The sequence below is a fragment of the Propylenella binzhouense genome (assembly GCF_009866965.1).
Taxonomy (GTDB): domain Bacteria; phylum Pseudomonadota; class Alphaproteobacteria; order Rhizobiales; family Afifellaceae; genus Propylenella; species Propylenella binzhouense.
The window spans coordinates 56,605-68,839 of the sequence record NZ_SPKJ01000003.1 but is presented as its reverse complement, the minus strand read 5'-3'; the positions used below and the strand labels follow the sequence as shown (position 1 = coordinate 68,839).

Below are 12,235 nucleotides of genomic sequence, written 5' to 3'. Positions count from 1 at the left end.
CTTGATCGTCGCACTTGAGGCGAGGATCACGCAATTTGAGAAGAACTTCGCGAAGGCGAACCGCACCGCCTCGAAGAACTGGCAGGCGATCGAGGATCGCGGCGCGAAGGCGTCGAAGCGTCTCGACGCGCACCTTTCGTCCGTCTCGGCCTCGGCGCTCAACGCCGGCCGCAGCCTTACCGGGTTCGCGGCGTCCTTCGCGGCCGGCGGCGTGCTCGCCGGCATCGCCAGCTTCGCGGGCGCGATCGGCAAGGCGCGCTCGGCGATCAGCGATTTCGACAAGATCGCCAAGACCGCCCGCACCGCCGGCCTCGGCTCGGCCTTCTATCAGTCGCTCGGATTCGCCGCGACCGAGGCCAGCGTCTCGCAGGAATCCCTCAACTCGGCGCTCCTCAGCTTCGCGCGGAACGCCGGCATGGCGGCGACCGGACACGGCGAGATCGCCGAGAAGCTCAAGGTTCTCAACCCCGAGCTCCTCAAGGTGATCGTCAACGCGAAGACGCAGGAAGAGCGCCTCCGAGCCGTCGCGGACGCAATCCAGCGCACCGCGACCGCATCCGATCGCGCGGCGCTCAGCGCGGCCGTCTTCGGCGACGCGGGCGTTGACCTCGTGCGCATCTTCGGAGGCGGCTCCGCGGCCCTGGACGACTTCGCCCGCCGCGCCCGCGAGCTCGGCCTCATCGTCGACGATCAGCTCCTCACGAAGGCGGAGGCCCTTGAGACGCGGCTCGGCGTCCTTTCCCAGGTGATCGACACGAACCTGAACGAGGCGCTCGTCAGTTTGGCGCCGCTCCTCGTGCGCGCGAGTGAGGCCGTCGCCACCTTCGCGCGTGATCTCAAGACGATCGCCGATGATGACCTGTTCAAGTTCCTCGGCGCGCTCAACGACGAGCTGGACAGCGGCAAGGGGATCGTCGACGCCGCGACAACCGCCTGGAACCGCCTCAGCCGGGAAGGCCCCGGCCTCGCCCAGGCTTCGCAGGAAGCCGGCGAGAAGATCGAGCGCCTCGAGACCTCGATCGGCCGCCTCGAGAAGCGCCTGACTTCTCTCCGCGAAGCCCAGGCCCGCGGCGATCTCATTCCGCGTGGCTCGATCGAGAACACGGAAGGCCAGATCCTCCGCCTCCGCGCGGAAGTCGACAAGCTCCGCGGCTCGCTCGATCTCACCGGCAAGAGTGGCGTCTCGGCCGCCCAGGCGATCGCGGACGCGATGGCGAGTTCGGCGTCGTATCTCGACGAGCTCCGCCGGCACGAGGCGCACCTCGCGCAAACCCGCTATGCCGGCACCGGCGGCGCGACGGCCGCACCCGCGCTCACCGGCAAGCTCGCCGATCTCGACGCGCAGTTCGGCACCGCTTTGCAGCGCTTCATCGACGCGGCGAAAGAGGCCGGGCACGCGATCGAGGTGACGAGCGGCAGGCGATCCGTGGAGCGGCAGGCCGAGCTCTTCGCGCAGGCCGTCGCGAAATACGGCAGCGAGGCCGAGGCACGTCGCTGGGTCGCGCCTCCCGGCAAGAGCTTTCACAATCTCGGCGAGGCCGCCGATCTCAAGTTCGCCGACGAGGCGGCCCGCGAGTGGGCGCACACCTTTGCAGCGCAGTTCGGCCTCGCATTCCCCCTCGCAAACGAAGCGTGGCATATCGAGCCGGCGAACCTCCGCGGCGCGCCCGCAATGGGGGACCCCGACACCTCGGCCGCCGACGCCCGCGCCCGCGACGAAGCCGCCCAGGCGGCAGAGCGTCAGCGGCAGGCGATCGAGCGCGTTGTTGAGGCCCTCCGCAGCGAACGCGACGCCCTCTCCGCGACCACGAAGGAAGTCGAGATCAACCGCCGGCTCAAAGAGGCGGGCGTCACCGCGGAGAGCGCGGACGGACAGCGCATCACGGCCGAGGTGGAAGCCTTGTGGCGCGCTAAGACCGCACAGGCCGCACGCGAGCAGCAACAGGCCGTGGCGGAGCTCGTCGCGTCGCTCCGTTTCGAGCAGGACCAGCTCAGCCGCACGGCCGAAGAGCAAGCCGTCTACAATGCGCTTCAACAGGCGGGCGTCTCGGCCTCGTCTGCGGCCGGACAGGCGATCGCGGCCGAGGTGCGCCAGCTCTACGCCAAGCAGGAAGCCTTGAAGGCGACCGAGGCAGCGCAACAGGCCGCGAACGAAGCCGCGGCCGAGCTCAACAGCTTGGGGAAGGACAGCCTCGGGGGATTTTTGAAGGACTTGGCGCACGGCGCCAGCCTCGCCGATGCGCTCGCGAACGCCGTCTCCCGGCTGACCGATCGGCTTATCGACTTGGCGCTCAACGCCGTCTTCCCGAGCCCCGGCAGCCTCTCGGCCGGCGGAGGCGGCGGCAAGGGGAAGGCCGTCGGACAGGCACTTGCGACCGTGATGACGGGCGCGCCGATCCCGCTTGCGAGCGGCGGCTACGTCACCGGCCCCGGCACTGGCACGTCCGACAGCGTGCCGGCCCAGCTCTCGAATGGCGAGTTCGTCGTCAACGCCAAGGCCACGAGGCGGAACCGGGCACTTCTCGACGCGATCAACAGCGGCAACGTCCCGGCCTTCGCGGCCGGCGGCTTTGTCGGCTCGGCACCCGCGATCCGCTCGCCTGCGCTCTCCGCGCCGCGTGGCGGCGATCAGAACATCACGATCGCCCCGCGGATCGACGTAAGGGTGGAAGGCGGATCGCGCGGACCCGACGCGGACAAGAAGCTCGGCGACGATCTCGCGGCGCGCATGGACAAGACCGTTCGCGGCCTCGTTGCCGAGGAGCTTCACAAACAGATGCGCCCTGGCAACCTTCTCTACGGCCGCCGCTGACTCAGGCGGCCCCCATATTCGGCCCAGGCGACGGAAGACGGCCCTCGGATGGCCCGACCTACCTGACGAGGTTCTTCCGTCGCCTCGTGCCTCCTAGTGGATTTTTGTTCGTCATTACGTAAATCCGAAATAGAAACTAGCGCCCCGCGGATCGTTTCCAGTTGATCCGCGCCCGCAGGCTGCGCTAACCTATAGGCCACACCACACAGAGGACGCGACCCGATCTCATTCGGGCGCTCGTGTCCATCGGCCCCGTTGTCAATCGACGGGAGAATTGTGTGTGTGGCTTCCCCTTACAAGAAACGCCGCACGACCTGACGCCGAAGACACGCGCGCCAGATCACGGGATCGTTGCGACAGGATCGAAAGGAACTAGGCGAAGAAAAAGGGCCGCCCCGAAGGAGAAGGGCGGCCCACACACAAAAGGATCAACTGCTTGCGAACTGAATATAGCAAATCCGGTGAGGCCGTGCAACCGGTAACAACCGAAACGGAGACCGAAGACGACCTCGACGGCTTCCTCGCCGAGCTTGATGAAATCTGCATGGCGCGCCCGATCGAGAGCGATCCGCTCGCGCCGATCCCGGCCGCCGAGATCGAAAGCATGCTCGCGCGGCTTGGGAACGACAACAGCCGGCCTGCGGCGAAGGCGATGGCTCCCGAGCACAAGCCGGCCGACGAGCTCACCGATGCCGAGCTTGACGCGGAGCTCGGAACGAGCGGCCCGGCCTCCGAAACGACCTGCAAGCCGGTGGGCCGAAAAGGACGAAGCCTCCCCCGCACGAGCGCGTCGCGGGATCGCAGAAGCGGCATGATTCCTAGGGTTTCGAGCACGTCCGCCGCGAGCGTGTCGGGATCGTCTTTAGTGGCCGAAACGAACACCCCTCCGAACACCCCCTCCAACCCCTCTCACACCCTCACGCGCAACACGTCTACGCCCAAGACCCTCACGCGCAACACCCCTACGTCCGAACCTGAGAACACGCTCACGATCCGCGACCACCGCCTTCCCCCGGACTGGAAACGCTCAACCGAAATCCTCCGCGGCACGTTTCTGAACCGCGCCCTTACGTCCTTCGGCGCGCCCTATGCGCTCTCCCTCAACCTCGACGCGGACGTGACCAGGAAGGCGCTCGCTTCGGGTTCGTTCTCCGCTGCGATCTTCAAGCGCCTCAAGCGCACCCTCGAGGCTGCCCTTGAGCGTCCCGTGCACCTGTGGATCATCCCGGAGGCAACGTGCAGCGGCCGGCTTCACATTCACGGCGGGATCGCTGCGAACGACAATGAGCTTCCCCGGATCGAAGACGCTCTCAAGCGCGTCGGCGGAACCTGGACGAAGGCAGGCCGCGAGCACCAAGCCGACATCCGCGAGCAACACGACCCGGACGGATGGGTTCGCTACACCGAGAAGACCCTCGGCCGCACCAGGAAGATGCTTGGCTCGCGGCTTCTATCCGCAGACAACGCTCTCCGCGAGGAAGCTAAGCGCCTCTATGAACAGCGCCGGAATGAGATCATATCCGAGCGGACGAAGGCAACGCGACAAGTCAATACTGACTTACTTCCGCGAAAAACGTCCGCTTCTAACGAAACTGCTTGCAATGCGGTTCCGCATGACTCAAAAGGAGTCTGCGCCATCAACAAACCTTCCGGCGCTAACTTCCTGAAAACACGTAAGGATTCCGAATGTCGACCTATCTCCCGGCCCCTGTCTTCGCCGCGATCGTTGCCGCTGCCCTCGCCGCGAAGCCCTCGCCCTTCTCCGGCACGGTCGACGAGGACAGCATCATCATCGCCCTCGGCGAGCACGCGGACGTGTGGCCCGACACGATCCGGGCGGACGTTGAAGCCGCAGAGCGCGCCGCTACGGCTCTTCCTCGCCCCGAGGCCGCCTGAGACCCGCCGGCCTGATCTTCGCTCTACCGGCCCGCCCTGCGACAGCCCGTCGCACCCCCGGTAGAGCCGCCGCTTTCCCGCTATAGGCAGCACCAGACGCACCGGAGAAGAAATGCCCGATCTAGACCTTCACCCTGTCGGCTATTGGCCTTCCGTCGCCGACCTTTGGCAGCACGAGGAAGGACTTCACCGCTCGACCGAAGACTGGCTCGATCTATGGCGCGCAGAGCACCCGGATCGAGGATCCTGCATGTCGCCCGAGGATCGGGCCGTTTACGATCAGCTCCCCGAAGTCGTGAAGGTGTGGCGCGGCGTGTCCTGCGCCGACGATGACGATCCCGAGGCTTTCATCCTCAACGGCCTGTCCTGGACCCTTAGCCGTGAAAAGGCCGAGTGGTTCGCGCGGCGTTGGTCTCGCTTTGGAATCCTTCAGGATCGCGAGACCCCCACCGGCGAGATCAGGAACGTGAGGGTGACGCGCGCGATCCTGGCGGCGACGGAAGTGCACAAGAGCGTCGTGCTCGCCTACTTCAACGGCCGCGACGAAGCCGAGTGTGTCCTCGATCCCGTTTTCATTGAAGAGATCGAGATCATCGAAATCCCAGTGGAGGCTCCCGAAGCCTGACCAGATCGGACGGGCGACCTGACGAGCGTTGACGCCCAGCAAGACCATGTCGCCTGTCCGTGCGCCGGCCACTGAGGGCCGGCGCAACGCACTACTGAAAAAGCTGCAGAATCGCCAACACGAACTGACAGCCAAAGCCGATGGTTAGCAGACCGAATCCCCATTTTCGCCAACGTGCCATGGCAACGTTCTGGTCGAAGGGGCGCTCACTGATGGCCTGAAAAATTTCATTGAAGCTGAAATTGATCAATTCCGGCTGCAGTTGCCACTCTGGCCACGCAATACCGCGCGTCGGCAACCCGTATGTCTTGCGAAGCCGATTGTGTATTCTTCCCTCAACGTTCAAACGCTTAGCCATGAGCGCACTGAAGGCGTTTAAGTCACGTCCTGGTTTTCCCGCAAGCTTCGCCTGTCGAGCGCTCGCATACGCGCTCTCTAAGCTCTCAGCGATCCTAAGCAGCCGCATTCGGTTGCGTTCGATCCGCCGAATCTCCAATTGCCGAAGCCGGCCAAGTTCGTTTACCGCCAACACGACTGAGCCGACAAAGCTCGCGCATACGCCTACGAAGTTCAGCAACCACATGCGAGCGATCCTCAACCGCCCTCAGCACGCCCATGCGGATCGGCCGTGCTCCAAAACCAGCTACAAATTCTGCTACAAAATCTTTGACGAACCTGCCGTAAGTCCTTGATTTTGCCCAGAAAATAAAGTGGTGCGGGCGGTCGGACTCGAACCGACATATCCGTGAGGACGGCGGATTTTGAGTCCGCTGCGTCTACCAATTCCGCCACGCCCGCACATTGCCGCCGATTCCGGCCTCCGCGCTCTGCACCCATCCTGCACCTGACGCTTTTGAGGCTTCCTCGACCGCAGATTTCCTACCTGGCTACCCCCCCTCGCTTCCTACAGCTTTTCAGCTCGCCGTGATCTCTGTGGAACGGTGGACAGACCACTTTTCGAGTGTGCCGCGTCCACCATTCCGCCACTGGGCCGTCTCGGGCCGGCGGATCATACGTTCGGCCGCCCTGCCGTCAACCGCCGAAAGGGTCCGGGGCCGGGCGGCTCCGCCTCGCGTGCGCCGCCCTCTCGCCCGCGCTGGCGCGGGCGCGCCGAACAGGCTAGAGGCGGGCGACATCCGCCGCCGGGACACCATGCTGCGCGCTCTCTACGAATGGACGATGCGACTGGCGGCGAGCCGCGGCGCCACGGCGGCGCTCGCGACCGTCGCCTTCATCGAGAGCTCGGTCTTCCCGATCCCCCCGGACACGCTGCTCGTGCCGATGGTTCTCGCCAATCGCGCCAAGGCGTGGTGGTACGCCACCGTCTGCACGATTGCCTCGGTCGTGGGCGGTCTCGCCGGCTATCTCGTCGGCGCGCTCCTCTTCGAGCTCGTCGCAATGCCGATCCTGGCCTTCTACGGCTACAGCGAGGCATTCCACGAATTCGCGGCGAGCTACAATGCCTGGGGCGCCTGGGCGGTCCTCTTCGCGGGCGTGACGCCGTTCCCCTTCAAGGTGATCACGATCGCCTCGGGCGCGACGAAGCTTTCCCTCCCCGTCTTTCTCGCCGCCAGCGTCGTCGCCCGCGGTCTCCGCTTCTTCGCCGTCGCCGCCCTCCTCTATTGGTTCGGCCCGCCCGTCCGGCGGTTCATCGAAGAGCGGCTCGGCCTTGTTTTCACCGTATCGCTCGTGCTTCTCATCGGCGGCTTCGCCCTCGTGAGGTTCGTGCTCTGACCGAATCCCTCTTTCCCGCCGCCGCGCGCCTCCGCAACAGCCCCTCGGCCATCGCGCTCGTATTGCTCCTTGTCTCCGCGGCGACCATTCTCGGCGCACTCGGCTTCGAGCATATCGGCGGATACGAGCCCTGCGCGCTCTGCCTGGAGCAGCGCTGGCCCTATTATGTCGGCGTACCGGTCGCGTTCGCAGCGTGGCTCTCGATCGCCCTTGCCGCGCCCCGCTGGCTCGCCGGCCTCCTCCTCGCGCTCTTCGCGGGCCTGATGCTCTACGGCTTCGGCCTCGCAATCTACCATTCCGGGGTCGAGTGGGGCTTCTGGGCGGGCCCGGCGAGCTGCGCGCCGGCCGGCGGCGTGCCGGGAAGCGCGGGCGCGATGCTCCAGAGCTTGCAGGCGGGCGTGCACGGCCCGAGCTGCACCGAAGCGACCTGGCGGCTTCTCGGCCTTTCCTTCGCGGGCTGGAACGCCATCGTCTCCGCCCTCCTCGTCGCGGGCGCGGCGCTCGCCTTCAGGCGGCTCTACGGCTCGAGCTCGGCGTCCCAGTAGAGATAGTCGAGCCAGCTCTCATGCAGATAGTTGGGCGGGAACTGCCGTCCGTTGTTGTGGAGATCGTGGACGGTCGGCTCGAAGGGCGGCTGCGTCGGCCACATGCCGATGTCCTGGCAGGCCTTGTTGCCCTTCCGGAGATTGCATGGCGAGCAGGCGGTGACGACGTTGTCCCAGGTGGTCTGCCCGCCGCGGGAGCGCGGGACCAGATGGTCGAAGGTCAGGTCGTCCGGCGAGCCGCAATACTGGCACTGGAAGCGATCGCGGAGAAAGACGTTGAAGCGGGTGAAGGCGGGATTGCGGCTCGGCTTGATGTAGTGCTTCAGCGAGACCACGCTCGGCAGGCGCATCTCGAAGCGCGGACTTCGGACCTGGAAGTCGTATTCCGAGACGATGTTGACGCGGTCGAGGAACACCGCCTTGACGGCGTCCTGCCACGACCAGAGGGACAGAGGATAATAGCTCAGCGGGCGGTAGTCGGCGTTCAGCACGAGGGCCGGATGCGCATCGGGTGATACGTGTATCGTCATTCCGGTTTTCGGGTTTCGCCTGTCGGCATGATTCCACTCCGAACCCGGCCATAGTCTACAGCGGCTATGTCAGTGTTGTGAAGCCGAAGCACGTGGCGGCGCCGCGCCGGGAGGAATCCCGGGTTCCGGGTCTGCGGGCCCGATCCTCGCCCGTGGTCGGCGTGGCAAGGCGCCGCATGTCGGCCGCGGCTCAGCGCGGCAGAACGTTCCGCAGGAACCCGGCGCCGAAGGCGATGCCGTCCGGATCGATCCCGTGCGGCAGGCCGAGCGAGACGTGCCACTCGACCGGGATCTCCGCCTGCGCGAGGCCCTGGGCCGCGCCGAAGAGCGCGGCGACGGGGATGAGATCGTCCTGGTCACCGTGAAGGAGAAAGACCGGCGGCTTGTTGACGCCGTCCGCCATGAGCGCGCGCGGGTCGGCGAGGAGCCCCGAATAGCCGACGATCCCGGCGATCCTCTCGCGCCGCTGCGGGCCGACATGGAGCGCCATCATCGTGCCCTGGCTGAAGCCGACCAGAGCGAGCGAACGGTCGCCGAGCCCGTGGCGCGCGAGCTCGGAATCGAGAAAGGCGTCGAGCGCGGGACGCGCCGCCGCCACGCCGCGCGCATATTCGTGCGGATCGCGCATGGTGAGCGGAAACCATTGCCGCCCCATCGGCGCGCCGGCGCAGGGCTGCGGGGCGTGCGGCGCGGCGAAGGCCGTGTGAGGCAGCGCCCGCGACCATTCCCGGCCGATGGCGATCAGGTCGTTTCCGTCGGCGCCGTAGCCGTGCAGGAACACGACGAGGCTGCGGGCTGCGCCGCCGGCGGCGGGGGCGATACGGGGTCCGTCCAACATGACGGCTAGCTAAGGCAGGTCGGGCACGACCCGCAACGGCCTCTGGCGCCTGGCGCGATAATACGACCAGAAGAGCCGCGCCGCGACGCCCCGCCAGGGCGACCACGGCTCGGCGATGGCACGCAGCGCCTTCTCGTTCGGACGGTTGTCGAGGCCGAAGGCGTCGCAGACCGCGTTCTGCAGCGCGAGGTCCCCCGCCGGGAAGATGTCCGGATGGCCGAGGCAGAAGAGCAGGTAGATCTCCGCCGTCCAGCGGCCGATCCCGGGATGGACCACCATGGCCGCCACCGCCTCCTCCGCCGGCATCGCCTCGAGCGCATCGAGATCGAAGCCGTCGCGGCAGGCGGCCGATATGGCGGTGAGCGTCCGGACCTTGGGGCGCGACAGCCCCGCGCCCTTGAGCGCCTCCGGATCCGCGGCAAGGAAGCCTTCCGGCGTGAACGGGGCGACGAGGGCGCTGACGCGTCTCCAGATCGCGTCGGCGGCGGCATCGGAGATCTGCTGGGCCGTGATGATCGCCGCCAGCCCTTCGAAGCCGCCGGCCCGGCGCCGCAGCGGCACCTCGCCTGCGGTTTCGAGGACGGCTGCGAGACGCGGATCGGACGCCGTCAAATGCGCCAGACCGGCGTCGACGTCGTCGAGGGTACGGACGAGGCGCGCCGGAGGGGCGCCCGCTCCTTCAAGAGTCCTTAGCATGGCCGGACAATGATAGACGGGTTCCGGAAGCGAGGGGAGCAGCCCGACGATGGAGACGGTGATCCGGCTGGCGCTGGAGAATTTCACGCTGACGGTGCTGATCCTCGGCTTCGCGGCCGCGTTCGTCGCGCTCGCCCTGGGAAGGCGGGGCGGGCCGGAGCGCGTCCCGGAGGCGTTCCTCGCCTACTACCTCCTCTTCTCGATCTTCGTCTCCTTCTTCTACAATTTCGTCATGCACGTCTTCTTCGGCGCGATGACGGCCCGGTTCATCGGCTGGGAGGACAGCCCGTTCCAGGCGGAGGTCGGGTTCGCGAGCCTCGGCTTCGCGGTGGTCGGCCTCCTCGCCTTCCGCGGCAGCGCGGGCATGCGGCTCGCCGCGATCCTCGGCCCCGCCTTCTTCCTCTGGGGCGCGGCCGGCGGGCACGTCTACCAGATGGTCACGGCAGGCAATTTCGCCCCGGGCAATGCGGGCGTGATCTTCTACACCGACATCTTCACGCCGCTGATCGGGCTCGGGCTCTACGCCTGGCGCCACGGGGCGCTGCGGCCGGCGGCTTCCCGCGGGCGGGCGGTCGCGGCCTGAAGCGGCGAGGCTCAGTCGAGCGGGATCCCGGCGGCGCCCTTCCCGGCGTGATAGGCCTCCGACAGCACGGAATAGACGTGCGCGAGCGCGGCCACGCGCGCATTCAGGCCGCGTCGCTCCGGCTCGGGCGCGTTCCCGACGAGGTCGGCGATGGAGCTGGCGGTCCAATAGGCGTTTTGCCGCCGGTACGCGCCGTCCCGCACCCCGAACACCTCCTCGAGGATCCTGAGATCGTGCGGGATCGCAAAGGCGTCGCGCGTATCCGCATAGCCGAAGAGATAGGTGAAATTGTCGAAGCCGGCCCAGGTGATGGCGGAAAGGCAGAGCGGACAGGGCTCGTGCGTGGAGAGGAAGACGCAGTCCCCCGGTGCCGGCCGGCTTGATTGCGGAAGCGCGAAGAAGGCGTCGAGCGTCGCGATCTCGCCGTGCCAGAGCGGATTGGCAGTCTCGCGGTTGGTGCCGGCGACGACCAGCGACAGGTCGGCCTTGCGCAGGACCGCCGCCCCGAAGATCTTGTTGCCTGCCGCCACCCCGGCGCGGGTCAGCGGCACGATCTCGGCCTCGATGACGGAGAGAAGCCGGGCGGCGCGCGCTCCCGCCTCAGGCGGCATCGTCGCGCTTGGCCGCGCCGAAGCGCTTCTCGACATATTCCTCGACCAGCGCCTTGAAGTCGCGCGCGATGGTCGGGCCGCGCAGCGTCATGGCCTTCACGCCGTCGATGAAGACCGGGGCGGCGGGCGATTCGCCGGTGCCCGGCAGCGAGATGCCGATATCGGCGTGCTTCGATTCCCCCGGACCGTTCACGATGCAGCCCATCACGGCGACCTGCATGCTTTCGACGCCCGGATAGATCTCGCGCCAGACCGGCATGCGCTCGGCGATATTGTCCTGGATTTCCTTGGCGAGTTCCTGGAAGAGCGTCGAGGTCGTGCGGCCGCAGCCCGGGCAGGCGGCGACGACGGGCACGAAGGCGCGGAAGCCCATCGTCTGGAGGAGTTCCTGCGCGACCTTCACCTCGAGCGTGCGGTCGCCGCCAGGCTCCGGGGTGAGCGAGGCGCGGATCGTGTCGCCGATCCCGTCCTGGAGCAGGATGCCCATCGCCGCGGAGGAGGCGACGATCCCCTTCGAACCCATGCCGGCCTCGGTGAGCCCGAGATGGAGGGCATGGTCGGTGCGCGCCGCCAGCATGCGGTAGACCGTGATGAGGTCCTGAACCTGGCTCACCTTGGCGGAAAGGATGATGCGGTCCCGCGGCAGACCGAGCCCCTCGGCCATCTCCGCGGAGAGGATGGCCGACTGCACGATCGCCTCGCGCATGACGGCGGCGGCGGAGATCGGCGCCACCGAGGCGGCGTTCTCGTCCATGAGCCGCGTCAGCAGCGCCTGGTCGAGCGAGCCCCAGTTGACCCCGATCCGAACCGGCTTCCCGTTCCGGATCGCCGTCTCCACGATCGCCGCGAACTGCCGGTCCTTCTTCTCGCGGAAGCCGACATTGCCCGGGTTGATCCGGTACTTGGCGAGCGCCTCCGCGCAGGCCGGATGGTCGGCGAGGAGCTTGTGGCCGATATAGTGGAAGTCGCCCACGAGCGGCACGTCGACCCGCATCCGCGCGAGCCGGTCCCTGATGTGCGGCACGGCGGCAGCCGCCTCGTCGCGGTCGACCGTGATGCGCACGATCTCCGAGCCCGCGCGCGCGAGCGCCGCCACCTGCCGGACCGTCGCCTCCACGTCGGCGGTGTCGGTGTTCGTCATCGACTGGACGACGATCGGAGCGCCGCCGCCGACCGTCACGCCGCCGACATCGACCGGCACCGTGAGGCGGCGGGGGCTCGGCCCGGAGGGGGCATCGGACAGGTTCATCAGGACCTCGTTCATGGCGATGAGGTGGCGAACCGGACGCGCGAAGTCAACGCGGCGCGGCGCGGCGACCCGGAAGCGCCGGGATGATAGCGTTCCTCGCTGCGTTGCAATAGATA

12 protein-coding genes and 1 tRNA gene are annotated in these 12,235 nt (G+C 67.3%); 6 read left to right on the top strand and 7 right to left on the bottom strand.

Annotated features, from left to right (window positions below; genetic code table 11):
* Position 1: 1 nt before the first annotated feature.
* The 3 genes from E4O86_RS01775 (at position 2) to E4O86_RS01765 (ending at position 5,333) form a co-directional block, all read left to right on the top strand.
* Positions 2-2,812, top strand: a complete 2,811-nt coding sequence (locus E4O86_RS01775) for a D-alanyl-D-alanine carboxypeptidase family protein (RefSeq protein ID WP_161138799.1) — start codon at positions 2-4, stop codon at positions 2,810-2,812.
* A gap of 436 nt (positions 2,813-3,248) precedes the next feature.
* Positions 3,249-4,772 (top strand): hypothetical protein, encoded by a 1,524-nt coding sequence (locus tag E4O86_RS01770; RefSeq protein ID WP_161138798.1) that lies wholly within the window; start codon positions 3,249-3,251, stop codon positions 4,770-4,772.
* 48 nt (positions 4,773-4,820) lie between these two features.
* Complete coding sequence (locus tag E4O86_RS01765; RefSeq protein WP_161138797.1) at positions 4,821-5,333, top strand: hypothetical protein; 513 nt, start codon at positions 4,821-4,823, stop codon at positions 5,331-5,333.
* Between the two features lie 91 nt (positions 5,334-5,424).
* Here E4O86_RS01765 and E4O86_RS01760 read toward each other — a convergent pair whose 3' ends face one another.
* Together E4O86_RS01760 and E4O86_RS01755 are read right to left on the bottom strand one after the other, a co-directional pair.
* Complete coding sequence (locus tag E4O86_RS01760; protein ID WP_161138796.1) at positions 5,425-5,916, bottom strand: hypothetical protein; 492 nt, start codon at positions 5,914-5,916, stop codon at positions 5,425-5,427.
* Between the two features lie 128 nt (positions 5,917-6,044).
* Positions 6,045-6,131: transfer RNA gene (locus E4O86_RS01755), tRNA-Leu, on the bottom strand.
* Positions 6,132-6,485: 354 nt separating this feature from the next.
* On the opposite strand from E4O86_RS01755, the gene E4O86_RS01750 reads away from it, so the two are divergent.
* Complete coding sequence (locus E4O86_RS01750) at positions 6,486-7,067, top strand: YqaA family protein (protein ID WP_161138795.1); 582 nt, start codon at positions 6,486-6,488, stop codon at positions 7,065-7,067.
* Positions 7,064-7,612 carry a disulfide bond formation protein B gene (locus E4O86_RS01745; RefSeq protein WP_205520627.1) on the top strand — a complete coding sequence of 183 codons (549 nt, stop codon included), beginning with the start codon at positions 7,064-7,066 and terminating at the stop codon, positions 7,610-7,612. Before E4O86_RS01750 ends, E4O86_RS01745 begins: the two co-directional genes overlap by 4 nt.
* Here the strand turns inward: E4O86_RS01745 and E4O86_RS01740 are convergent.
* The 3 genes from E4O86_RS01740 to E4O86_RS01730 form a co-directional block, all read right to left on the bottom strand.
* The gene (locus E4O86_RS01740; protein WP_161138794.1) at positions 7,585-8,142 is read right to left on the bottom strand and encodes an HNH endonuclease; all 558 of its coding nucleotides are present in this window, start codon (positions 8,140-8,142) and stop codon (positions 7,585-7,587) included. The two genes, E4O86_RS01745 and E4O86_RS01740, sit on opposite strands and share 28 nt — an antisense overlap.
* 190 nt (positions 8,143-8,332) lie before the next feature.
* On the bottom strand, positions 8,333-8,980 hold the full coding sequence (locus tag E4O86_RS01735; protein ID WP_161138793.1) for an alpha/beta hydrolase: 648 nt from the start codon (positions 8,978-8,980) through the stop codon (positions 8,333-8,335).
* Between the two features lie 9 nt (positions 8,981-8,989).
* Positions 8,990-9,676: a DNA-3-methyladenine glycosylase family protein gene (locus tag E4O86_RS01730; protein WP_161138792.1), complete on the bottom strand. Its 687-nt coding sequence runs from the start codon at positions 9,674-9,676 to the stop codon at positions 8,990-8,992.
* A 49-nt stretch (positions 9,677-9,725) separates the two neighbouring features.
* Between E4O86_RS01730 and E4O86_RS01725 the strand changes: the two genes are divergently transcribed.
* The gene (locus tag E4O86_RS01725) at positions 9,726-10,259 is read left to right on the top strand and encodes a DUF6790 family protein (RefSeq protein WP_161138791.1); all 534 of its coding nucleotides are present in this window, start codon (positions 9,726-9,728) and stop codon (positions 10,257-10,259) included.
* A gap of 11 nt (positions 10,260-10,270) precedes the next feature.
* Here E4O86_RS01725 and E4O86_RS01720 read toward each other — a convergent pair whose 3' ends face one another.
* Positions 10,271-10,870: a tRNA-specific adenosine deaminase gene (locus E4O86_RS01720; RefSeq protein WP_161138790.1), complete on the bottom strand. Its 600-nt coding sequence runs from the start codon at positions 10,868-10,870 to the stop codon at positions 10,271-10,273.
* Positions 10,860-12,119 (bottom strand): flavodoxin-dependent (E)-4-hydroxy-3-methylbut-2-enyl-diphosphate synthase, encoded by a 1,260-nt coding sequence (ispG, locus tag E4O86_RS01715; RefSeq protein ID WP_161138789.1) that lies wholly within the window; start codon positions 12,117-12,119, stop codon positions 10,860-10,862. Before ispG ends, E4O86_RS01720 begins: the two co-directional genes overlap by 11 nt.
* Between the last annotated feature and the right edge of the window lie 116 nt (positions 12,120-12,235).